The sequence below is a fragment of the Nonomuraea phyllanthi genome, assembly GCF_006334985.2.
GTDB lineage: Bacteria > Actinomycetota > Actinomycetes > Streptosporangiales > Streptosporangiaceae > Nonomuraea > Nonomuraea phyllanthi.
The window spans coordinates 120,404-142,298 of record NZ_VDLX02000014.1; the positions used below are offsets into that span (position 1 = coordinate 120,404).

The 21,895-nt window shown below is 71.3% G+C and carries 18 protein-coding genes and 1 pseudogene; 6 read left to right on the forward strand and 13 right to left on the reverse strand.

What is annotated here, in order from left to right:
- Positions 1-191: 191 nt before the first annotated feature.
- Positions 192-620: pseudogene (locus tag FH608_RS54500) on the reverse strand (class I SAM-dependent methyltransferase); the annotation flags it as partial.
- A 120-nt stretch (positions 621-740) separates the two neighbouring features.
- Between FH608_RS54500 and FH608_RS33105 the strand changes: the two are divergent.
- Positions 741-1,124, forward strand: a complete 384-nt coding sequence (locus tag FH608_RS33105; protein WP_139634302.1) for a hypothetical protein — start codon at positions 741-743, stop codon at positions 1,122-1,124.
- A gap of 88 nt (positions 1,125-1,212) precedes the next feature.
- Positions 1,213-2,445, forward strand: coding sequence for a PP2C family protein-serine/threonine phosphatase (locus FH608_RS33110; RefSeq protein ID WP_226900114.1), 1,233 nt, complete (start codon positions 1,213-1,215; stop codon positions 2,443-2,445).
- Positions 2,446-2,462: 17 nt separating this feature from the next.
- On the opposite strand, the gene FH608_RS33115 is transcribed toward FH608_RS33110, so the two are convergent.
- The 5 genes from FH608_RS33115 to FH608_RS33135 all read right to left on the reverse strand — a co-directional run bounded on the left by FH608_RS33115 (position 2,463) and on the right by FH608_RS33135 (position 7,460).
- On the reverse strand, positions 2,463-3,044 hold the full coding sequence (locus FH608_RS33115; RefSeq protein ID WP_139634303.1) for a GTP-binding protein: 582 nt from the start codon (positions 3,042-3,044) through the stop codon (positions 2,463-2,465).
- A complete protein-coding gene (locus FH608_RS33120) occupies positions 3,025-3,375 on the reverse strand; it encodes a DUF742 domain-containing protein (RefSeq protein WP_226900115.1) in 351 nt (116 codons plus the stop codon). The genes FH608_RS33115 and FH608_RS33120 overlap by 20 nt, the downstream gene beginning before the upstream one ends.
- Entirely contained in the window at positions 3,372-3,797 is a 426-nt protein-coding gene (locus FH608_RS33125; protein WP_139634305.1) for a roadblock/LC7 domain-containing protein, read from the reverse strand. The genes FH608_RS33120 and FH608_RS33125 overlap by 4 nt, the downstream gene beginning before the upstream one ends.
- A complete protein-coding gene (locus FH608_RS33130; RefSeq protein ID WP_139634306.1) occupies positions 3,778-6,393 on the reverse strand; it encodes a sensor histidine kinase in 2,616 nt (871 codons plus the stop codon). The genes FH608_RS33125 and FH608_RS33130 overlap by 20 nt, the downstream gene beginning before the upstream one ends.
- A 263-nt stretch (positions 6,394-6,656) precedes the next feature.
- Positions 6,657-7,460: an SAM-dependent methyltransferase gene (locus tag FH608_RS33135; RefSeq protein WP_139634307.1), complete on the reverse strand. Its 804-nt coding sequence runs from the start codon at positions 7,458-7,460 to the stop codon at positions 6,657-6,659.
- A gap of 332 nt (positions 7,461-7,792) precedes the next feature.
- Here FH608_RS33135 and FH608_RS33140 point away from each other — a divergent pair, with 332 nt between their 5' ends.
- Together FH608_RS33140 and FH608_RS33145 are read left to right on the forward strand one after the other, a co-directional pair.
- On the forward strand, positions 7,793-9,589 hold the full coding sequence (locus tag FH608_RS33140; protein ID WP_193318764.1) for a SpoIIE family protein phosphatase: 1,797 nt from the start codon (positions 7,793-7,795) through the stop codon (positions 9,587-9,589).
- 132 nt (positions 9,590-9,721) lie between these two features.
- The gene (locus FH608_RS33145) at positions 9,722-10,657 is read left to right on the forward strand and encodes a substrate-binding domain-containing protein (protein WP_226900116.1); all 936 of its coding nucleotides are present in this window, start codon (positions 9,722-9,724) and stop codon (positions 10,655-10,657) included.
- Between the two features lie 11 nt (positions 10,658-10,668).
- Here the strand turns inward: FH608_RS33145 and ctaD are convergent, their stop codons facing one another.
- Positions 10,669-12,270: an aa3-type cytochrome oxidase subunit I gene (ctaD, locus tag FH608_RS33150; protein ID WP_394367717.1), complete on the reverse strand. Its 1,602-nt coding sequence runs from the start codon at positions 12,268-12,270 to the stop codon at positions 10,669-10,671.
- 238 nt (positions 12,271-12,508) lie between these two features.
- Between ctaD and FH608_RS33155 the strand changes: the two genes are divergently transcribed.
- Positions 12,509-12,874 carry a response regulator gene (locus FH608_RS33155; protein WP_226900117.1) on the forward strand — a complete coding sequence of 122 codons (366 nt, stop codon included), beginning with the start codon at positions 12,509-12,511 and terminating at the stop codon, positions 12,872-12,874.
- A 27-nt stretch (positions 12,875-12,901) separates the two neighbouring features.
- Here FH608_RS33155 and FH608_RS33160 read toward each other — a convergent pair whose 3' ends face one another.
- The 3 genes from FH608_RS33160 to FH608_RS33170 form a co-directional block, all read right to left on the reverse strand.
- Positions 12,902-13,609: a response regulator gene (locus tag FH608_RS33160; RefSeq protein WP_455430073.1), complete on the reverse strand. Its 708-nt coding sequence runs from the start codon at positions 13,607-13,609 to the stop codon at positions 12,902-12,904.
- A gap of 63 nt (positions 13,610-13,672) precedes the next feature.
- Positions 13,673-15,067 carry a sensor histidine kinase gene (locus FH608_RS33165; protein ID WP_139634309.1) on the reverse strand — a complete coding sequence of 465 codons (1,395 nt, stop codon included), beginning with the start codon at positions 15,065-15,067 and terminating at the stop codon, positions 13,673-13,675.
- Between the two features lie 143 nt (positions 15,068-15,210).
- On the reverse strand, positions 15,211-15,981 hold the full coding sequence (locus tag FH608_RS33170; protein WP_193318765.1) for a SigB/SigF/SigG family RNA polymerase sigma factor: 771 nt from the start codon (positions 15,979-15,981) through the stop codon (positions 15,211-15,213).
- 188 nt (positions 15,982-16,169) lie between these two features.
- Between FH608_RS33170 and FH608_RS33175 the strand changes: the two genes are divergently transcribed.
- Positions 16,170-17,726 (forward strand): heparinase II/III family protein, encoded by a 1,557-nt coding sequence (locus FH608_RS33175; RefSeq protein ID WP_139634310.1) that lies wholly within the window; start codon positions 16,170-16,172, stop codon positions 17,724-17,726.
- Here the strand turns inward: FH608_RS33175 and FH608_RS33180 are convergent.
- Genes FH608_RS33180 through FH608_RS33190 form a run of 3 tightly spaced genes read right to left on the reverse strand, consistent with a single transcriptional unit; the run spans position 17,673 to position 21,894 of the window.
- Positions 17,673-19,790 (reverse strand): ABC transporter ATP-binding protein, encoded by a 2,118-nt coding sequence (locus tag FH608_RS33180; protein ID WP_226900118.1) that lies wholly within the window; start codon positions 19,788-19,790, stop codon positions 17,673-17,675. The genes FH608_RS33175 and FH608_RS33180 overlap by 54 nt on opposite strands.
- A 15-nt stretch (positions 19,791-19,805) precedes the next feature.
- Positions 19,806-20,891, reverse strand: a complete 1,086-nt coding sequence (locus FH608_RS33185) for an ABC transporter permease (protein ID WP_139634312.1) — start codon at positions 20,889-20,891, stop codon at positions 19,806-19,808.
- 13 nt (positions 20,892-20,904) lie between these two features.
- The gene (locus FH608_RS33190) at positions 20,905-21,894 is read right to left on the reverse strand and encodes an ABC transporter permease (protein ID WP_139634313.1); all 990 of its coding nucleotides are present in this window, start codon (positions 21,892-21,894) and stop codon (positions 20,905-20,907) included.
- Position 21,895 lies beyond the last annotated feature (1 nt).

A 21,895-nucleotide genomic window follows, 5' to 3' on the forward strand; every position in this document is an offset into this window, starting at 1 on the left:
ACGGCCTCGGCGAAGCCGGCGTCGGCGAACTCCCCCGGCACCTCCTCGGGATCGTGCATGTACGCGGTGAAGCCATGCCCCGGAGAGAGCATGATCCCGTCCGCGAGGGCCGCGTGGACGGCCCGCCGCTCCCTTTCCTGCAGGTAGTGACCGTGGTAGATCGTGTCGTGCATGGCCGCGTAGCGGTTGATGGTCGCCGCCGCCACCACGCCCCCGGGCCGTACGGCGCGCCGGGCCTCCGCCAGGGCCCGCACCCGGTCGGCCCGCTCGTGCAGGTGGTAGAGCGGGCCGAGCAGCAGCACCGCGTCCACGCTCGCGTCCGGCACGGGCAGGTGCCGGGCGTCGCCCAGCCGGGCCGTCACCCCGCTCAGCCGCGAGGCGTGCCGCACGTGGAGCGCGATCGGGTCGAGCAGCTCGACCTCGTAGCCGTCGGCGCTCAGCCACTCCGCGTGCGTGCCGGGCCCGCCGCCGACGTCGAGCACCCTGGCCGGAGCCGGTGGCAGCACCCGGCGCAGCACGTCCTGGGTGCGCCACAGCTCCAGCCGCCCGCGCCCCTCGCGGAGCCGGGCGTGCTCCCTGTCCTGTCCGTAGTAGGCGAGCAGCTCCGGTGTCACGGTCATACTTGATCGTCTCCGAAGCGCCGCATCGCCGACAAATGGTTAAGCCGCGCGCGGTCAAGTTCTCGCCACCGGCATGCGCGTCTTGCGGCCATCTCGTACGGATCACCCTACTGTGAGCCGATGAAATCACCAGATACCGCCGAAGTGGCCCCACAGGTCATCGGCGAGTGCGCGCGGTTCGGCGCGCGGCTGCGGGAGCTGACGCTCCTGCTCGGGCGCGCCCCGGTGGTCGCGGCCGAACGCGAGGAGCTGACCCGGGCCATCGCCTACGCCCATGCCGCGCTGGCCGACCTGCTCATCACCGTCCAGCCCATCCACCAGGACGACCTGCGGCGCATTCTCGGCGCCGACGGGCGCTGCTCCCATCCGGCCGCGGACGGCGGCCCGTGCCCGATCTGCACCGGCTCGCCGGGCGGGCGGCGCGGCGCCCAGGAAGCCCCCTCCGGCCCGGCCACCCGCCAGCACCCGTCGGTCCGGGACATGCCCTGGGTGGCCACAGCCTGACGGCGGTCTCGTACGGGTTTCAGCCGCTGTCAGCGGGAACGGCAGTGACCAGACCGTAAAGATCGGGGACGTACCGGTAGGAGCGGGCATGAGTGAAGCGGGAGGATCCGAGCGCATGCTGGTCGACATACTCAAGGCCAGCCACACGACCACGTTCGACCGCCTGCCCGCGCTGGCCACCGAGGCCGCCACGCGGGCCGGCCTCGGCGAGGTGACCCTGTACCTGGCGGACCTGCAGCAGCGGGTGCTGCGCCGGTTGCGGGCCGACCACGCCGACGCGGAGCCGGCCGGCGAGCTGCGGGTGGACGGCAGCCTGGGAGGGCGCGCCTTTCAGGAGGTGCGCGCCCTGCCGCAGCGCGGCGACGGCGGCGAGCCCTGCTGGTGGATCCCGCTGCTGGACGGCACCGAGCGGCTGGGGCTGCTGCGGGTCGCCAGCGACGCGGACGACTGCCCGGAGGCCGCCGTGCACCTGGCCGGCCTGATGGCACTCCTGGTGGTGAGCCGGCGCACGCAGAGCGACGGGTACCAGCGCATGGTGCGGTCGCGGTCGATGAACGTGGCCGCCGAGATGCAGTGGCAGCTGCTGCCGCCGCTGACCTTCGCCTCGCCCGACGTCACCGTGGGCGGCGTGATCGAGCCGGCCTACGAGGTCGGCGGCGACGTGTTCGACTACTCCCTGTACGGTGACATCCTCCACGTGGCCGTCTACGACGCGATGGGCCACGACGTCTCGGCGGGCCTGACCGCCAACCTCGCCATGGCCGCCAGCCGCAACCACCGCCGCCAGGACATGGACCTGATCGCCAACAGCCAGGCCATCGAGCAGGTGCTGATCAACGAGTTCGGGCGCGCCACGCGGTACGTGACCGCCGTCATGGCCGACCTGAACCTGCGCACCGGCCTGCTCACCTGGATCAACCGCGGTCACCCCGCGCCGGTGCTGATCCGCGGCGGCCGCTGGACCACCATGCTGGCCTGCCCGCCCGCCCACCCGCTGGGCCTGGACATCGACCTGCCCGTCACCGTCTGCCACGAGCAGCTGGAGCCGGGCGACCGGCTGCTGTTCTACACCGACGGCATCGTCGAGGCCGGCGCCGCCCAGGGCCGCGAGTTCGGGCTGACGCGGTTCGTCGACTTCATCATCCGGCACAGCGCCTCCGGCCTGCCGGTCCCGGAGACGCTGCGCCGCCTGATCAGGAACATCCTCGAATACCACGGCGGCAGGCTGCACGACGACGCCACCGTGCTGGTGACCGAATGGCACGGTTCAGGCCACGAGGTCCTGCCGCCCGACGTCTGCCGGGAGGTCATCACCACCTGACCGCGCCCTGGGAGGGGTCAGACGCCCTTCACCGCGTACGTGACGAGCGTGGTGAGCACGTCCCTGACCGAGTCGCGCCTGCGCACGTCGCACAGCACGACCGGGATGTTCTCCTTCAGCGCGAGCGCCCTGCGCACCTTGGCCGGGTCGTAGCGGCGGGCGCCGTCGAAGCAGTTCACGGCGACCACGAACGGGACTCCCCGCTGCTCGAAGTAGTCGACCGCGGGGAAGCAGTCCTTCAGGCGGCGGGTGTCGGCCAGCACGACCGCGCCGAGCGCGCCGACCGCCAGCTCGTCCCACATGAACCAGAAGCGGTCCTGGCCCGGCGTGCCGAACAGGTACAGCCACAGCCCGTCGCGGATGGTGATGCGGCCGAAGTCCAGCGCGACCGTGGTGGTGGTCTTGGACTCCACGCCCGCGGTGTCGTCCACCCCGACGCCCCGCTCGCTCAGCAGCTCCTCGGTGTGCAGCGGCCGGATCTCGCTGATCGTGCCGACCATGGTGGTCTTGCCGACACCGAAGCCGCCCGCGATGAGGATCTTGATGGCCAGGGCGGAGGCGACCGCCGTGGTCCCCGGCTCAGAGGCTGCGTAGTCCATGCAGAACTTCCCTGTAGATGCGTTCGTCGATCGTCTGCGCGACGGGGCCCGGGCGCTCGATGTTGATCAGGCCCTCTCTCCGCAGGTCGCCGAGGATCACCCGGGTGATGTTGAGCGGCAGCTCGAGGTGCGCCGCGACGTCCGCCACGGGCGTGGGCCTGCGGCACAACGACAGCACGGCGCGGTGCTCCGGGATCAGCTCGGCCGGCTCGTACGAGCCGCTGACCGTCACGACGATGGCCACCAGGTCGAACGCCTCTCCCTGCGGGCGCGCCCGGCCCCCGGTCAGCCCGAAGAGCCGCAGCAGGGGGCCGGGATCCTCCTCTGTCACGGTCTCGCGCCGTTCCAGGCGGGTGCCGGTGCCGCTCCCCTCGGCTGCGCGGAGAGGTGCTCGCCGACCCTCTTGACCATGAGAGCCATCTCGTACGTGACCATGCCGAGCTCGGCGTCGGCCGAGGCGAGCACGGCCAGCCGGGCGCCCTGGCCGGCGGCGGTGACGAACAGGAAGCCCTCCTCCATCTCGATGATGGTCTGGCGTACACCGCCGAGGCCGAAGTGCCGTCCGGCGCCCATGGCCAGGCTGTGGCTGCCCGCGGAGATGGCGGACAGGTGCTCCGCGTCCTCGCGGGTCAGCTCGCGGGAGCCGCCCATGGCCAGGCCGTCGGCGGACAGGACGATGGCGTGCCGGATGCCGGGAACACGCTGGGTGAGGTCGTCGAGCAGCCAGCTCAGTTCACTTCTGGGGTCGGGCATCGGGATGGTCGTCCTTTCGGTTCCACAAATCTTGTCCCTGCTCCGCCTGGCGGCGGCCTTGCCGCCAGCCGTTCTGCATGGACGACATGAGCTGGGCGAGCTCCTCCGGCGAGCGTGCCGGGGCGGAGCGCCGCTCCGGGCGCCTGCTGTCGGCGCGCAGCTGGGGGGCCAGGTTGGTCTGCGGCACCCGCATCGGCAGCCCGTCGAGGTCGTCGTCCGCCTCCTGGGCCGCGCCGGTCTCGTTCGCGCCGTTAACCCCGCTGTTGGGGTGGCCGTTGGGGTGGCCGTTGGACGCCCCGTTCGGATGGCCGTTGGAGCCGCCGGCCGGGTGGCCGTTCGCCGGCTCCTGAGGAGTCGGCCCGGTCTCGGCCGTCGGCGGCGGCGCCGCTTGTGACGGCACCGGTTGTGACGGCACCGGTTGTGATGGCACCGGGTGTGACGGCGTCGTGTGCGGTGGTGTCGGGTGCGGTGGTGTCAGGTGCGTCATCGGCGGCGTCATGGGGGTCGTCATCGGTGGCGTCCTGGGCGCGGGCGCGGCATCGAACCAGGTCGCGCGCACCGGCTCGGGGCCGCCGCCCTGTTCGGGGGCGGGAGGCCAGACCGGCTCGGCGGAGGACGTGGGGCCCGCGCCGAGCGCGCGCACCGGCTTGGCCACGCGGGCGACGGCCGGCTCCGGCTGCCGGACCCCGGCGGCGACGGCCGGGATCCCGCCCTCGGCGAGCAGCATGGTGGGCAGCAGCACGATCGCGGTGGTCCCCTCGTACGGCGAGCGGCGCAGCGAGATCTTGATGCCGTGCCGGGCCGCCAGCCTGGCCACCACGAACAGGCCGAGCCGGTCGCTGTCGGCCAGGTCGAACTCCGGCGGGTCGGCGAGCCGGGCGTTGAGCTCGTCGAGGGTCGCCTGGTTCAGCCCCAGGCCCCGGTCCTCGACCTCCAGCGCGAAGCCGTTGGCCGCCGTCATGCTGCGGACGTGCACGGTCGTGTCGGGCGGCGAGTAGGCGGTGGCGTTCTCGACCAGCTCGGCGACCAGGTGGATCACGTCGGTGACGGCGGCGCCGACGAGGAGCGGGGCGTCGGGCATCGGCACGACGGTGACGCGGGTGTAGTCCTCGACCTCCAGCACCGCCGCGCGTACGACGTCGAACAGCGGCACCGGGTCGCGCCAGCGGCGCGCCGGGACCGAGCCGGACAGGATGATCAGGTTCTCGGCGTGCCGCCGCATGCGGGTGGTCAGGTGGTCGAGCTTGAACAGGTCCTCCAGGACGTCCGGCTCGTCCACGCGGCGTTCCATGGTGTCGAGCAGGCCGAGCTGGCGGTGCAGCAGCGCCTGGTTGCGCCGGGCCAGGTTGAGGAAGACCAGGCCGACGCCCTTGCGGAGGGTCGCCTGCCCCACCGCCGCCTCGACCGCGGTCCTGCGTACGGCGGAGAAGGCGTTCACCACCCGGTTCACCTCGGCGGTGTCGGCGGGATCGAGGCCGGGGGCCTCCGTGGCCGGGTCCACGTCGTCGCCGCGGCGCAGCCGCTCGACCAGCCGGGGCAGCCGCTGCTCGGCCAGCTCCACCGCCGACGCCTGCAGCCGGCTGAGCTCGGCGATCAGCGAGCGGCCGAACCGCAGCGACAGCGCCACGGACACGACGACCGCGGCCAGGCCCAGCAGCAGGACGATGCCGATCCGCCAGTACGCGCCGACCTTCTGGTCCTGCGCCTCCATCGCGGCCCGGTTGAGCTCCGCCTGCGTGTCGCGGTTGATCGCGGCGAGGAGGGCCTCGGCGTCGCTCTTCCACACGGCGGGTTCCACCGGCGGCCCGCCGCCGCTGGTGTCCCACGAGAACAGCTCGTCCTCGGAGTCCACCAGCCGCGTGTACGGGGCGCCGGCGACCAGCTTGTCGTAGTTGGCCCGCAGCTCGGGGCCGGCGTCGCGCTCGGCGTTGGCGAAGACGATGCGGCGGTTGGTCATGGCGGCGACGAACGCCGCGCGGTCGGTGGGGCTCATCCTGCGCTGCACGATCGTGCTGGTGAGGATGGCGTGCTCCTGGCCCAGGTATTCGGCCGTGGCGTTGTAGGCGGCCATACCGCGCACGGAACGGAAGGACGAGACGCTGCTCAGCGCGTCGCGGTCGTTGAACTGCCGGTTGGCCACGCTGATCACGTTGTTGTAGGCCTCGATGATGGCCAGCGGCGGGGCCAGCACGCCGCCGTCGGCGGAGGCCCGCAGCGACTGGAGCCCGTCGAGCGCCTCCTCCAGCGCCCGCACCTGGGCCGGCGTCTGCGCGTCCGCCGACCCGGCGTCGACCGAGCCGATGACCTCACGCAGGTGCTGCACCTTGGCGTCGGTGACCTTGCGCTGCTCGGCCAGCGGCGCGTACTTGCCGGTGCCGCGCGGCGCCTCGGCGGAGAGCTGGCGCTCCTTCTGCAGCTCGACGATCAGCTGCAGCACCGGCGAGCCGATGGCCTCCCAGCGGTCCTGCGTCTGGGAGACCGTGACGATCTCCTCCACGCTGGAATAGGCGATGAACCCCCACAGGGCGACCATGGAGACCAGCGGAAGCAGGAGGATCCTGAGCAGCTTGGTACGGATCGGCGGGGGCGAGCTCATCCATCAAGTCCAATTCCGCGCATGGTGATATGCGCCGCTTGGCAGTCGCGAACCGGCACCGCCCCCGGGAGCGTCCGCCACGACTGTGACGCCTGTGATTCCCGTCCACTATGCCGATGGGACCTATGTACTTCAAGCTACGGATGCGAAGAATCAACGCGAATGGTGGGTTGACTCTTTGTCAGCACACGGTTCGTGATCGTAATGGTGAGGGTTTTCACATAAAGTGACGGACGCCGGGCTTCTCGGATGAAAAGGCGCTCTTACGGCTTACGGCCGACACCGCCGTACAGCCACCTCGTGGCCGTCGGGGCCGGGTCCTCCGGATCCGGATGCCACTTGTCGATGGTGACCAGGCCGGGCTCCACCAGGTCGAAGCCCTCGAAGAAGCGCGCCACCTCGGCGTGCCCGCGGAAATAGATGGGGGTCGGCGTGGCCGCGTAGACCGACTCGATCTGCGCGACCGCGTCCGCCGAGTGACCGTCGCCGGTGACGTGCGTCGCCGTGAGCCGGCTGCCGGACGGCAGGGCGTCGAGCAACTCGCCCATGACCAGGCCGCGCTCCTCCAGGGTGAGAAAGTGGATCATGGCGATCATCAGCACGCCGACGGGCTCGCCGAAGTCGATGAGCTTGGCGGTCTCCTCGTGCCGCAGGACGTCGGCCGGGCGCCGCATGTCGGCGGCGGCCACCGTGGTGTTGGCGTCGGTCGCCAGCAGCGCGCGGCCGTGCTGCAGCACCACCGGGTCGTTGTCGACGTAGACCACCCGGGCGTCCGGGACGATCTGCTGCGCGATCTCATGCGTGTTGCCCACGGTCGGCAGCCCCGAGCCGATGTCGATGAACTGCCGGATGCCCTGCCGCGCCATGTGGCGCACCGCGCGGCGCAGGAAGGCGCGGTTCTCCTGGGCCAGCTGACGGATCTCGGGCATCGCCCGCTCGACCCGCCGCACGGCCTCGCGGTCGATCTCGAAGTTGTCCTTTCCTCCGAGGTAGTAGTCATACATGCGGGCGACGCTCGGCCTGGTGACGTCGATCCCCTTCGACGCGTCCCCGCCCTGCTCCGTCATCACACGGCCTCCAATCGTGATCATTCGGTACTCAAGGTATCGCAAAGAGCGGGACTGGCGAGTCAAGATTGTTGTCAAGAACCGCTCCGGCCGCGGGCCGCCTGAAGGTCGTAGGCCATTAGGGCGCAAAAACGGGACAATTATGCCCGTTATCCGATAAAACAGTCATATTCTCTCTGATGCGCCCGGTCTCGGCGCTCATCTGCGGGACGGTCACCGTACGAGCCGAATTCTCACCGACCAGCCCCCCGCACAGGGACCACGTGGCATCAGGGAGGCGAGATGGTGTGGAGCACACAGAACCGGCACGCCCCGAGCGGACGAGCCGATATATGAGCGGACCGAGCTCCGGCGACGTGTTCAGCGATCCCGCTCGGCTCGCCGCCCTCGAACGGCTGCGCCTGGCCGACGAGATGGCCAGGCAGACGCTCGACCGGTCGGCACGCCTCGTCGCGCGGCTCCTCGACGTCCCCGTGGTGCTGCTCACGTTCGTCGAGGGCGCCCGGCAGCGCGTCATCCAGTACGTGGGCGCGCGCCATCCCAGGACCGCCGAGCGCGTGCTGCCCCTGGACTGGGGGTTCTGCCCGATCGTGGTGACGCAGGGGCAGCCGATCGTCATCTGCGACGTCAGATCCAACCCCGACCACGCGGCCAACCCCGCCGTCGCGCCGACCCGCATGCGGGCCTACATGGGCGTCCCGCTCGTCCTGGACGGGCAGGTCCTCGGGGCCCTGTGCGCCGTGGACACCCGCCCGCACCGCTGGAGCATGGACGAGCTGCGCACCCTCGGCGAGCTCGTCACGGCGGCCATGACCGAGATCAGGCTGCAGCTGGAGTTCTCGGAGTCGGCCCGGCTGAACGCGGAGGCCGAGGCCGTGCAGCGGCGCTCGCAGCAGCTCCAGGGCCTGGCGCAGGCCAGCGTCGAGATCAACTCGGCCAGCTCGCTCGCCGAGACGCTCAACACGCTCACAGAGAAGGCGCGCCGGCTGATCGGCGCGCACCAGGCGGCGTCGAGCCTGACCCGCGACAGCGGTATCACCGCCACGTCGCTGACCGACAAGTACGCCGCCTACCGCGACTTCTCCGAGCCCCACACCGGCCAGGGCGTCTACGCCGAGGTGTGCAGGAACAACGAGCCGATGCGGCTGCGGCAGAGCGAGCTCGAAGCGCACCCGGCCTGGCGCGGCTTCGGCGAGCACGCGGACCGGCACCCGCCGATGCGCGGCTGGCTGGCCGTGCCGCTGATCGGCTCCGACGGCGGCAACCTGGGCGTGATCCAGGTCTCCGACAAGATGGACGGCGGCGACTTCACCATCGACGACGAGGCGATCCTCACCCAGCTCGCCGAGCTGGCCTCCGCCTGCATCGAGAAGACCGCCGCCCTCGACCGGCAGCGCCAGATCGCGCGCACCCTCCAGAAGAGCCTCCTGCCTCCACATCTTCCCGACATCCCGGGCGTGCAGCTGGCCGCGCGCTACCACTCGGCCGCCGACGACTCCCAGGTGGGCGGCGACTTCTACGACGTGTTCCAGTCACGCGACGGCCGCTGGGGGATCATCCTCGGTGACGTCTGCGGCAAGGACGCCGAGGCGGCGGCGCTCACCGCGCTGGTCCGGCACACCGCCCGCACGGCCGTGATGATCGACCCGGACCCGCAGCACGTCGCCATGGTGCTCAACGAGGCCGTGCGCACGCACTCCACCGACCGGTTCTGCACCCTGGTCTACCTCACGCTGCGCCTGAGGAAGGACCGGCCCCGCGTCGACATGGTGGTCTGCGGGCACCCGCTGCCGCTCCACGTCGACCGGCACGGCACCGTACGCGAGGTCGGCGAGCCGGGCACGCTCGTCGGCGTCCTCCCCCAGCCCTCGGTGCACACCGCGCACTTCACGATGTCGCCGGGCGAGACGCTGATGCTCTTCACCGACGGCATCACCGAGGCCCGCCGGCACGGCCCGCTGTTCGGGGAGACCATGCTCCCCGCGCTGCTGGAGCGCGCCGCGCGGACGCCGCTGCCGGACCTGGCCGACATCGTCAGCCAGGCGGCGCTGGACTACCAGGGCGGGAGGCTGAACGACGACATCGCCACCCTGTTCGTGCGATCCGTTCCCGCCGAACAACGGACGTGACGTTCGGTCTGGCGCGACCTCAGCACGTACGCTCTGACCAGGGGTTTCGTGACAGACCGGGATCGCGCCAGCCGGCCGCCCGGCCTCGGCGCGGCCGCTCGTCCTGACCATTCCCGCGACAGAGGAAAGATCATGCGAAGTCTCGCGGTCACCCTGGCCGGTGTCCTGATCGGCCTGGCCGCCTGTGGGTCGACCGGTGCCGAGAAGCCGACGGAAGGGTTGGAGCTCGGCCTGACCGTGTCGACCCAGAACAACCCCTACTTCCTGCAGTTCCGCGACGGGGCCGAGGCCGCGGCGGAGAACTTCGGGGTCAGGCTGAACGTCGCCGACGCCGCCAACGACCCCGCCAAGCAGGCGAGCCAGATCCGGGACTTCACCAGCCGACACCTGGACGCGATCATCATCAACCCCGTCGCCTCCGACGGGCTCATCCAGGCCGTCAACGCCGCCACGCAGGCCCATATCCCTGTGATCGCCGCCGACCGCAGCATCGCCGCCGACGACGTGACGCAGACCATCACCTCCGACAACCTGGCCGGAGGCAAGCTCGGCGCCCAGGAACTGGCCAGGCAGATCGGCGGGAAGGGGAAGGTGGTCACGCTCCAGGGCACCGCCGGCACCTCGGCCGCCCGCGAACGCGGGGAGGGCTTCCTCAAGGGCATCGCCGCGTACCCGAAGATCGAGGTCGTCGCCCGGGAGAGGGCCGACTTCTCCCGGGCCAGGGGCCAGGAGGTCATGGCGAAACTGCTCCGCAAGCATCCGGACATCACCGGCGTGTTCGCCCACAACGACGAGATGGCCCTGGGCGCCGTCCAGGCGCTCGGTCCCCGCGCCGGCACCAAGGCCGGTCAGGTCAAGGTCGTCGGCTTCGACGGCACCCCCCAGGGCATCAAGGCCGTGCGTGCGGGCACCATGGCCGCCACCGTCGCCCAGCAGCCCCGGTTGCTGGGCTGGAACGCCGTGGACAACGCGATCAAGGCCGCCAGGGGCCAGACCGTCGCCCGCTCGGTCGCGGTCCCCGTGAAGGTGGCGACCAAGGAGAACGCCAACGAGTTCTGGACGTTCTGACCCGGCCGGCCTCACTTCGGCTCGGGAAGCTCCCGCCGGCCGGTGTGCGGGTGGTGCGCGTCCATGGCCGGGCGCTCGGAACGGATGCGCGGCAGCGAGGTGAAGTTGTGCCGCGGCGGCGGGCACGAGGTGGCCCACTCCAGCGAGTTGCCGAACCCCCACGGGTCGTCCACCTCCACCTTGGGCGCGTGGCGGTGCGTCCAGTAGAGGTTGTAGAGGAAGATCAGGGTGGAGAACCCGAGCAGGAACGCGCCGAGCGAGGAGATCAGGTTGAGGTCGGTGAAGCCGTCGACGGCGCTGTAGTCGGCGTAGCGGCGCGGAAAGCCGAGCATGCCGAGCCAGTGCTGGATGAGGAACGTCGTGTGGAAGCCGATGAACAGCAACCAGAAATGGATCTTGCCGAGCATGTCGTTGAGCATCTTCCCGGTGAACTTGGGCCACCAGAAGTAGAAGCCGGAGAACATCGCGAAGACCACGGTGCCGAAGACGACGTAGTGGAAGTGGGCGACCACGAAGTACGTGTCGCTGATGTGGAAGTCGAGCGGCGGCGAGGCCAGGATGATGCCGGTGAGCCCGCCGAGCAGGAACGTCACGAGAAACCCGACCGCGAAGAGCATCGGCGACTCGAACGACAGGTGGCCCCGCCACATGGTGCCGGTCCAGTTGAAGAACTTGACCCCGGTCGGCACGGCGATGAGGAACGTCATGAACGAGAAGAACGGCAGCAGCACCTGCCCCGTCACGAACATGTGGTGGGCCCACACCGTCATCGACAGCCCGGCGATCGCGATGGTCGCGCCGATCATCCCGACGTAGCCGAAGAGCGGCTTGCGGCTGAACACCGGGATCACCTCGGTGATGATGCCGAAGAACGGGATCGCGATGATGTAGACCTCGGGATGGCCGAAGAACCAGAACAGGTGCTGCCAGAGGATCGGGCCGCCGTTGGCGGCCTCGAAGACGTGGGTGCCGACCTTGCGGTCCAGCTCCAGCACGAGCAGCGCGGCGGCCAGCACCGGGAACGCCATCAGCACCATCATGCTGGTCAGCAGGGTGTTCCAGGTGAAGATCGGCATCCGGAACATGGTCAGGCCGGGCGCCCGCATGCAGATGATGGTGGTGATGAAGTTGACGGAGGTGAGGATGGTGCCGAGCCCGCTGAGCGCCAGCCCCATCAGCCAGAAGTCGCCGCCGATCTCGGGGCTGAAGTCGATGCCCGACAGCGGCGTGTAGGCGAACCAGCCGAAGGCGGCGGCTCCCCCGGGCGTGGCCAGGCCGGACAGCACGATGATCCCGCCGAACAAGAACAACCAGTAGCCCACCATGTTGAGCCGGGGAAAGGCGACGTCGGGGGCGCCGATCTGCAGCGGCATGATGGCGTTGGCGAACCCGCCGAAGAGCGGGGTGGCGAAGAGCAGCAGCATGATCGTGCCGTGGATGGTGAACAGCTCGTTGTACTGCTCGTTCGTGACCAGTTGCAGGCCCGGGCTCATCAGTTCGGCCCGGATCAGCATCGCCATGATTCCGGCGATCAGGAAGAACACGAAGCTGGTCGCCAGATACAGGGCGCCGATCTTCTTGTGATCGGTGGTGGACAACCACGAGGCGAGCACCCGCCCGGCGCTGGGCCGGCGGGCCCGGACAGAGGTCCTGCGCTCCGGCTTCGGCTCGATCCTGGTCACGGCGTGTTTCCTCCCGACGGCTGCCGGGGGGACACGAAGTCGCACTTCCCGATACGCCGCCCGACTAACCACGCCCGAGCCTCATGAATGGGTCACACCGCCGGGGCGGCTCCGGCGATTCCAGCTAGCTGCAATGCGCGCGGGGGCCTCCTGCTGAGATCCTGGTGGCGTGGGTCTGAGGTGCCTGATCGTCGACGACAACGATCACTTTCTCCAGTCGGCCCGCCGGCTGCTGGAACGGGAGGGGATCGACGTGGTCGGCGTGGCCTCGACCGGCGCCGGGGCGCTGGCGCGTTACGAGGCGGCCCGCCCGGACGTGGCGCTGGTCGACATCGACCTCGGCGGGGAGAGCGGCTTCGACCTGGCGCGGCGGATGCTGGAGGCCGGTGACGGGGGGCCGTCGAGGGTCATCCTCATCTCGGCGTACGACGAGAGCGACTTCGCCGACCTGATCGACGAGAGCCCGGCGCTGGCCTTCCTGCCGAAGTCGGCGCTGTCGGCGCGGACCATCCACGACCTCCTCGGCGCGGCCTGAGCCGGGCCGGCCCCGCGACACCGCCGGTCAGCGGGAGTCGAGGAAGGCGAGCACGGCCAGCACGCGCCGGTGGTCGTCCTCCGTCTCCGGCAACCGCATCCTGGCCAGGATGCTGCGCACGTGCTTCTCGACCGTGCCCTCGGTGATCCACAGCCGGTGGGCGATCCCGGCATTGGAGCGGCCCTCGGCCATCAGGGCGAGGACCTCGCGTTCCCGCTCGGTGAGCGTGCGCAGCGGGTCGTCCCTGCGGCGGGCCGTGATGAGCTCCTGCACGAGGCCGGGGTCCACCACCGAGCCGCCCTCCGCCACGCGCCGCAGCGTCCCCACGAAGTCGTCCACGTCGATCACCCGGCTCTTGAGCAGGTAGCCCACCCGGCGCCCGGCCGCCAGCAGCTCCATGGCCTGGTCCACCTCGACGTGGGCCGACAGCAGCAGGATGCCCGTCTCCGGCGACTCCTCGCGCACGACCCGGGCCGCCTCCAGGCCCTCCGTCGTCTGCCCCGGCGGCATCCGGATGTCCACGACGACGAGGTCCGGACATCGGTCGCGGACCACGGCGAGCAGGCCCGGCGCGTCGCCCGCCTGGCCGACGACCTCGAACCCGGCGTTCGCGAGCAGGCTGGCCAGCCCCTCCCGCAGCAGGACGTCGTCATCCGCCAGCGCCACCCGCGTGCGGTCCCCGTCCATGTCCCCGCTCGCGTCCCTCGCGTCCCCGTTCGTGTCCCCGTCCCGCATGAGCTTCCCCTTCCCCGCCGCGCCCGGTGGATTCGGCCGGACGGAAGCCGGGGCCGCGGCGGGTCAGTGTCCGGTGGTGGGGAGGTCGGCGACGAGCGTCGTGCCCTGAGCGGGCGGGCTGGTGACGGTCAGGGTGCCGCCCAGCGCCTCCACCCGGTCGGTGACCCCGATCAGCCCCGATCCCCCGCCGGCCGCCGCACCGCCCGCGCCGTCGTCGCGTACCTCCAGTCGCAGCAGCCCCTCCCGAGCCTCCGCCCGCACCGTCGCGGCCGTCGCGCGGGCGTGCTTGGCCGTGTTCGCCAGCGCCTCGGACACCACGTAGTACGCGGCCACCTCCACCGGCTCGGGCAGCCGGTCGGGCACGTTCAGGTCCAGCTCGACCGGGAGCGGGCTGCGCCGGGCGAGCGCCTTCAGGGCCGGGCCCAGGCCGGCGCGGCTCAGGACCGCCGGGTGGATGCCGCGGGAGATCTCGCGCAGCTCGTCCACCGCCTCCCCCAGCCCGTCGGCCAGCCGGTCCAGCCGCTCGCCGAGCTCGCCCCGCCCGGGCGGCACCGCGGTCTGCGCGGTGCGCACGTCCAGCGCCAGCGAGACCAGCCGCTGCTGGATGCCGTCGTGCAGGTCGCGTTCGATGCGCCGGCGGGCCTGGTCGGCGGCGGTCACGATGCGGGAGCGGGAGGCGGCCAGCTCTTCCCGGTTGCGCGCGAGGGTGTCCGCCATCGTGTTGAACGCCCGCTCCAGCAGGCCCACCTCGCCGGGACCCCCGCCCGGCACGCGCGCCGCGAGGTCGCCGCGGGCCATCCGCCCGGCGGTCGCGGCCACGCGGCGTACCGGGGCGACCACGACGCGGGTGAGGTAGCCCGTGCAGGCGGCGATGAGGGCGACGGAGGTGATGAGCCCCGCCGCGCCGACGGTCCTGGCCTCGCGCGTGGCGGCCTCGGAGCGCAGCTCCTGGGCCCGGACCTCCGACTGCTCGTCGCTCACCAGCGCGCGGAAGTCCGCCCGCATCAGGTCGACACGCCGCTTGCCCTCGGCCACCGCCGTGGTCGTGACCGAGGCCGGCTCGTGGTGCGCGGCGGCCACGAGCGGCATCGAGTAGTCGTGGACGTAGGAGCTCCCCGCGGCCGCGAGGCGCTCGGCGCGTGCCCTTTGCGCGGCGTCGTCGGCGACCAGTCGCCGCAGCTCGCCGATCTGCCCGGAGTAGGCGGCGACGGCCGCGCGCCAGGGCTCCAGGAACCGGTCCTGGCCCGTCAGGGCGAACCCGCGCAGGCCCGTCTCCATGTCGACGGTCAGGCGTTCCAGCCGGTTGGCCGCCACCAGGACCTGTGTGGAGTGGCCGGCGCGGAGCTGGGCGCGGCGCATGTCGGCCATCGAGCACAGCAGCAGCCCGAAGGTGACCCCGACGACCAGCGCGTGCACGATCCCCGCGGCCACCGCGCGCTGGGTCAGGCCGCTCCCCATCGCCGGCTCCCGGTCCGTGTCTCCCGCGCAGGCCACGCCCCCCTGCCTGACCTGCGCATCAGCTGAAATCCTAGCGCCCGGCCCGTCGCGACCCGGCAGGCGGGACGGGGACCCCGGGAGGGCGGCCGTGGGTGTGGGGCGGGTCAGTCGGTCAGGGCGGTGCGGAGCTTGGTGAGGACGGCGCGCAGGATGCGGGAGACGTGCATCTGCGAGATGCCGAACTCCTTGGCGATCTCCGACTGCGTCATGTTGCCGTAGAACCGCATCAGCAGGATGGTCCGCTCCCGGACCGGCAGGGCGTCGATGAGGGGCTTGACCGCGTGCCGGTCGAGCAGGGTGTTGAGCGACTCGTCCTGGGCCGGCAGGAAGTCGCTCAGCTCCGCCGAGTCCTCGCCGTCCCCGACCGGCGCGTCCAACGACAGCGCGCTGTAGGCGGTGGACGCTTCCAGGGAGAGCAGGACGTCCTCCTCGGAGATGCCGAGCTTCTCGGCCAGTTCGGCCACGGTCGGCGCGTGGCCGAGGGTCTGGGTGAGCTCGGCGCTGGCCTTGTTGAGCTCGATGCGGCGCTCCTGGTAGACGCGCGGCACCCGGACGGCCCAGGTGCGGTCGCGGAAGTGGCGCTTGACCTCGCCCATCATGGTGATCATGGCGTAGCCGCGGAAGTCGTGCCCGAGGTCGGGGTCGAAGCCGTTGACGGCCTTCATGAGACCGACGTACGCGGCCTGGCGCAGGTCCTCCATGGGCTCGCCGCGGTAGCGGTAGCGGCGGGTGACGTCGGCCACCAGGCCCTCGTGCATCTCGACGAGGCGCTCGCGGATGCGTACGGCCTCCATGTCGGAGGTCTCGGGGTCGGCCAGGCAGGTGAGGAGTTCCTCGGCGGTGAGCTGCTCGCGGGAGAGGTTCAGGACGGGCATGTGCTGGCTCCAAGCGGTGCAGGCGGCCCCGTCCATGGAAATGAGCCCAGGCAGAGGCACGCCGTGATGAGCGTGGGTCAGAAGCCCTCTGCTGGACTTCGTGATCAGGGGTGCCCGCTGAGGACGCCCATCTCACCTTCCATAAGGTCACAAAACGGTAACGAGCGCGTCGGAGCAGCGTAGCCCCTATGCTCGATCACGTGCTGTCCGGTCTGGAGCGCGAGATCCGCGAGGTCGCGGCGAGCGACGAGCCACTGCCCACGCTGCCCTGGTCCGCCTTCCGGGAGTTCCGGCTCACCGGAGACCGGCTCGGCTACGAGCGGCGCTACTTCGGGCGCCGCGCCAGGCTCGCGGCGCTGGCGGCCCGGGCGCTGCTCGACCCCGCGGCGGGCACGCGCGAGCTCGACGACGTGGTGTGGGCGACCTGCGACGAGTACACGTGGGTGCTGCCCGCGCACCAGCGGATGCCCGTCGACCTGTTCGCCTGCGAGACCGCCCACACCCTCGCCGAGATCGCCCCGCGGCTCGACCCTGAGGTGGGCGGGCGGGCCCGTGCCGAGGTGGTGCGGCGGGTGCTCGACCGGTTCCTCGACCCGCGCCCGATGGAGTGGGAGGGGTTCGCCAACAACTGGGAGGCGGTGTGCGCCGGGGCCGCCGGGATGGCGGCGCTGGCCGTGCTGGACGATCCCGCGCCGGTGGTGGAGCGGTGCCGGGCCGCGATGCGGCGGTTCCTGGACGGGTACGGGGCCGACGGCGGCTGTGTCGAGGGGGTCGAATACTGGGTCTACGGTTTCGGCTATTTCGTCTACTTCGCCGAGGCGCTGCGCGAGCACGCCGGGGAGGATCTGCTCGACGACCCCAAGGTGGCCGAGATGGCCGCGTTCCCCCACCGGGTGCGCTTCGCCGACGGCGGGCACGTGCCGTTCTCCGACACGACGCCTGACACGTTCCTCCCGGCCGGGCTGCTGAGCCGGCTGGCCGAGCGGTTCGGCACGCCCGGCCCGGACGTGGTGCCCTCGTTCCACGCCGACCACTGCTACCGCTGGGCCCACCTGTCGAGGACCCTCGCCTGGAGCCGCCCGGGCGGCGGGGGCCCGCTGGAGACCACGAGCTACCTGCCCGACCTGGCCTGGGTGATCGACCGGGGAGCCGGCAGGTACGCCTTCGCGGCCAAGGGCGGCCACAACGACGAGCCGCACAACCACGACGACCTGGGCCACTTCGTCCTCAGGGTCGCCGGCCGCAACGTGCTCGACGACCTCGGCGCCGGCGAGTACACCCGCGACTACTTCACCGACAAGCGCTACACCTTCCTGCACCCGTCGGCCGAGGGCCACTCGCTGCCCGTCGTGGGCGGCGTCCCGCAGCGCGGCGGCCGGGCCGAGGTGCTGGAATACGCCGAGACGCCCGACGGGGTGGTCTTCGCGCTCGACCTCGGCTCGGCCTACCCCTCACGGGTGATCCGGCGCTTCCGCTGGCACCGGCACGGCCGCCTCGACCTGCGTGACAAGTTCACCGGCGAGCACGCGGTCGAGGAGGTGTTCGTCAGCCGGGTCCGCCCCGAGCCGCGCGGGAGCCAGGTGAGCTGGGGCGGCCTGGTCGTCCTCGACCATCCCGGGTTCGCCGCGACGGTCGAGGCGATCGACACCCGTGACCACTTCGGCCGCCCCGACACGGTCTACCGGCTGCGGCTACGCGTCCCGCCCGGCCATCCGGCCGTCGACCTGCGGTTCACGTGCCACTGATCCGACCCCGGCGAGGGTGAGCCCGGCGGCGTGGTGGCAGGCCGCCGACCGCCGCTCGCCGTACTCCCGCAGCTCGGGCACGTCCGTACGGCACAGCTCGGCGCGCACGTGCGCGCACCGCGTGTGGAAGCGGCACCCGGGCGGCGGCGCGGCCGGGTCGGGCAGGTCGTCGGCGATCTCGAACGCGTGCCGCTCCCGCCGCCGCGCCGGGTCGGGCACCGGCACGGCGTGCATGAGGGCCTCGGTGTACGGGTGGCGCGGCTGCCGGTAGAGGTCGGCCGTGTCGGCGTCCTCCACCACCTTGCCCAGGTACATGACGGTGACCCGGTCGCTGATGTGCTCGACCACGGACAGGTCGTGCGAGATGAACAGGTAGGTGAGCCCCAGCTCCTCCTGCAGGTCGGTGAGCAGGTTCAGGATCTGGGCGCGTACGGACACGTCCAGCGCGGAGACCGGCTCGTCGGCGACCACCAGGCGGGGGCCGGTGATGAGCGCCCGCGCGATGTTGACGCGCTGCCGCTGCCCGCCGGAGAAGGCGTGCGGGTAGCGCTGCATGTACTCGGGGCGCAGCCCGACGCGGGTCAGCATGTCCGCGACGCGGTCCCTCAGCTCGCCGCCGGAGGCGATGCCGTGGGTGCGCAGCGGCTCGCCGACGATCTGCTGGAGCGTCATCCGGGGGTTGAGCGAGGAGAACGGGTCCTGGAAGATCACCCGGATCTGCCGGCGGAAGTCCTTCAGCCGGGCCCCCGTCACCGTGGCGAGATCGACCTCGTCCCCCTGCTCGGTGCGGTAGAGGATGCGCCCGGCGGTCGGGTCGGCCAGCCGTGCGACGCAGCGGCCGAGCGTGGTCTTGCCGCAGCCCGACTCGCCCACCAGGCCGACCGTCTGGCCGGGCAGGATCGTCAGGTCGACCCCGTCAACGGCGCGCACCACGCCGGACGGCTTGCGGAACAGGCCGCCGCCGATCGGGTAGTGCTTGGCCAGCCCCTCGACCCTGAGCAGCGGCTCGGCGGCCGTTTCCGCGGCGACGCGCTCGGTGACCTGGAGGACCGGCGCGGCCGGCGCGGCCGGCGCGGCGGGGACCTCGTCGAGGTGGCAGGAGGCCACGTGCGCCTCGCCGTACTTCCTGAGCGGGGGCGGCGTGACCTCGCAGAGCCCTTCCACCGCGTGGTCGCAGCGGGTGTGGAACGAGCACCCGGCCGGCACCTGGCGCAGCGACGGCACCATGCCGCGGATCGCGGTCAGCCGCCGGCGCGCCCCGCTCCCCCGCAGCTCCGGGATGGAGCGCAGCAGCGCCCGCGTGTACGGGTGGCGCGGGTCGGAGAAGATCTGCTCCACCGTGCCGTGCTCGACGATCCTGCCGAGGTACATCACGGCCACCTCGTCGGCGACCTCCGCGACCACGCCGAGATCGTGGGTGATGAACAGGATCGCCATGTCGTTCTGCGCGCGCAGGTCCATCATCAGGTCGAGGATGCGCGCCTGCGTGGTGACGTCGAGCGCGGTGGTCGGTTCGTCGGCGATCAGCAACGCAGGGTCGCAGCAGAGCGCGATCGCGATCATCACGCGCTGGCACATGCCGCCCGACAGCTGGAACGGGTAGGTGTCGTAGCGCTGCTCGGCGTTGGGGATGCCGACCTTGCGCAGCAGCGCCACGCCCTCCTCCCTGGCCTCCTGCTTGGTGAGGTCGCGGTGCAGCCGCAGGGCCTGCGACAGCTGCGCGCCCACCGTGTACATGGGCGACAGCGAGGCCATCGGCTCCTGGAAGATCATGCCGATCTCGCCGCCCCGCACCCGCCGCAGCTCCTCGCCGGCCGGGTCCAGCGTGGCCAGCTCGGTGGCGCCGTTCCAGCGGATCGAGCCGCCGACGATCCGCCCCGGCTTGTCCACGAGCTGGAGGATCGAGCGGGCGGTGACGGACTTGCCGCATCCCGACTCGCCGACCAGGCAGACGGTCTTCCCCGCCGGCACCGACAGGTCCACCCCGTCGACGGCCTTCAGCACGCCCTCCGAGGTGAAGAAGTGGGTGCGCAGCCCCTCGATCCTGAGCAGCGGTTCTTCCACGGGTCCTCCCAGGGATCAGTGCTTGTACGGGTCGGCCGCGTCGCGGAGGCCGTCGCCGAAGAAGTTCATGGCCAGCACGGTCACCACCACCGCGACGCCGGGGATCAGCATCCAGGGCGCGGTCGACACCGCCCGGATGTTCTGCGCCTCCTGCAGCAGCACGCCCCAGCTGATCATCGGGGTCTGCAGGCCGAGCCCGATGAACGACAGCGCGGTCTCGGCCAGGATCACCGTCGGGATCGACAGCGACAGGTTGGCGATGATGTGGCTGGTGAACGAGGGCAGCATGTGCCGGAACATGATGCGCAGGCGGCCGGCGCCGTCGGCGGTCGCGGCCATGACGTACTCCTCGCCGCGCACCGCGAAGAACTTGCCGCGCACCTCCCTGGCCATGCCGGTCCAGCCGACCAGTGAGATGACGACGGTGAGCGCGAAGTAGCGTTCGAGCTGGCTCCACGAGGCCGGCACGGCGGCGAACAGCGCCATCCACAGCGGGATCGTCGGGATCGACATGATGATCTCGATGACCCGCTGGATCAATGTGTCCGTCCGTCCACCGACATATCCGGACACGCCGCCCAGGACGACACCCAGCACCAGCGAGAGCAGCACCCCGACCAGCCCGATCGACATCGAGACCGTGGTGCCCCTGATGATCCTCGACAGCAGGTCACGGCCCACCGAGTCGGTGCCCAGCAGGTACATCGGCGGCCCGTCCGGGTTCTCGGGGCCGAACAGGTGCCGGTCCCACGGGATGAACCCGAGCAGGTCGTACGGCTCCCCCTTGACGAAGAACCCGACCGGCGCCTTCTTGCTCTCATCCGCCTCGAAGGACAGCGCCAGCGTCTCGGGGTCCTGCTTGAACGTGTACGGGTTGACGTACAGCCCGGTGTCCCAGTCGAAGTGGAGCGCCTGCGGCGGGGCGTAGGTGTAGTCGGCGTTGGTCTTCTGGCCGGAGCCGGGCGCGAGGAACGGCGCGAACACCGCCACGAGGTAGATGGCGACCGTGACGAAGCCGCAGACCAGCGCGACCCGGTGGCGCTTGAAGCCCCACCAGACGAGCTTCCACTGCGACGCGACGGCGAGGGTGTCATCCTTCATGGAGGGGACCTTCCTAGTACCTCAGCCGGACGCGCGGATCCAGCCAGCCGAGCGCGATGTCCGAGACCAGCGTGCCGAGCACCACCAGCACCGCGCTGATCAGCAGGATGGCCCCGGCCAGGTACATGTCCTGGGCGAGCAGCGCGCGGAGCATCAGCGGACCGGTGGTCTGCAGGTTCAGCACCTTGGAGGTGATCGCGTCGGCGGCGATCAGACCGGGCAGCACCCAGCCGATGGTGGAGAAGAACGGGTTCATCGCCACCCGCACCGGATACATGATCGTCATCTTCCGCTCGGGCATGCCGCGCGCCCGCGCCGCCACCACATACGGCTTGCGCAGCTCGTCCAGCAGGTTGGCGCGCAGGACGCGGATGTTGCCCGCGGTCCCGGCCGTGCCCCAGATGACGATCGGGATCCACAGGTGGGCCGCCAGGTCGCCGAGCTTGGCCAGGCTCCACGGGGCGTCGCGGTACTCCGGCGACAGGATGCCGCCCGCGTTCAGGTCGAAGAACTGCAGGCCCACCCACATCAGCACGAGCGCGATGAGGAAGTTCGGCACGGCCAGCCCGAGGTAGCCGAAGAAGGTGAAGGTGTAGTCGCCCACGGAGTACTGCCGGATCGCGGAGTAGACGCCGATGGGGAACGACACCGCCCAGATGAAGACGAGCGTGACGAGCGACAGCGCGATCGTCAGCGGCAGCCGCTCGGCGAGCAGCGCGGACACCGGACGGGCGTAGTCGAAGGACTCCCCGAAGTCGCCGTGGAAGAGGATGGCGGAGATCCACTGCCAGTACTGCACGATCACCGGCTTGTCCAGGCCGTACCGCTCGGTCAGCCGGGCGATCTCGCCCGTGGGCACGCCGTCACCCTGGGAGGCCCGCTGCGCGGTCAGCGTGGTCAGGTAGTCGCCCGGGGGCAGCTGGATCACCACGAACGTGACGATGGAGATCGCGGCAAGCGTCGGGATGAGGATGAGCACGCGCCTGCCGATGTAGCGGAGCATC

What these genes read in the sequence shown, in the direction of transcription:
- FH608_RS33105 (WP_139634302.1), top strand. Translation starts at nt 741, where the DNA reads ATGAAATCACCAGATACCGCCGAAGTGGCCCCACAGGTCATCGGCGAG.
- FH608_RS33110 (WP_226900114.1), top strand. Translation starts at nt 1,213, where the DNA reads ATGAGTGAAGCGGGAGGATCCGAGCGCATGCTGGTCGACATACTCAAG.
- FH608_RS33115 (WP_139634303.1), bottom strand. Translation starts at nt 3,044, where the DNA reads ATGGACTACGCAGCCTCTGAGCCGGGGACCACGGCGGTCGCCTCCGCC.
- FH608_RS33125 (WP_139634305.1), bottom strand. Translation starts at nt 3,797, where the DNA reads ATGCCCGACCCCAGAAGTGAACTGAGCTGGCTGCTCGACGACCTCACC.
- FH608_RS33130 (WP_139634306.1), bottom strand. Translation starts at nt 6,393, where the DNA reads ATGAGCTCGCCCCCGCCGATCCGTACCAAGCTGCTCAGGATCCTCCTG.
- FH608_RS33135 (WP_139634307.1), bottom strand. Translation starts at nt 7,460, where the DNA reads ATGACGGAGCAGGGCGGGGACGCGTCGAAGGGGATCGACGTCACCAGG.
- FH608_RS33140 (WP_193318764.1), top strand. Translation starts at nt 7,793, where the DNA reads ATGAGCGGACCGAGCTCCGGCGACGTGTTCAGCGATCCCGCTCGGCTC.
- FH608_RS33145 (WP_226900116.1), top strand. Translation starts at nt 9,722, where the DNA reads ATGCGAAGTCTCGCGGTCACCCTGGCCGGTGTCCTGATCGGCCTGGCC.
- FH608_RS33160 (WP_455430073.1), bottom strand. Translation starts at nt 13,609, where the DNA reads ATGCGGGACGGGGACACGAACGGGGACGCGAGGGACGCGAGCGGGGAC.
- FH608_RS33165 (WP_139634309.1), bottom strand. Translation starts at nt 15,067, where the DNA reads ATGGGGAGCGGCCTGACCCAGCGCGCGGTGGCCGCGGGGATCGTGCAC.
- FH608_RS33170 (WP_193318765.1), bottom strand. Translation starts at nt 15,981, where the DNA reads ATGCCCGTCCTGAACCTCTCCCGCGAGCAGCTCACCGCCGAGGAACTC.
- FH608_RS33175 (WP_139634310.1), top strand. Translation starts at nt 16,170, where the DNA reads ATGCTCGATCACGTGCTGTCCGGTCTGGAGCGCGAGATCCGCGAGGTC.
- FH608_RS33185 (WP_139634312.1), bottom strand. Translation starts at nt 20,891, where the DNA reads ATGAAGGATGACACCCTCGCCGTCGCGTCGCAGTGGAAGCTCGTCTGG.
- FH608_RS33190 (WP_139634313.1), bottom strand. Translation starts at nt 21,894, where the DNA reads ATGCTCCGCTACATCGGCAGGCGCGTGCTCATCCTCATCCCGACGCTT.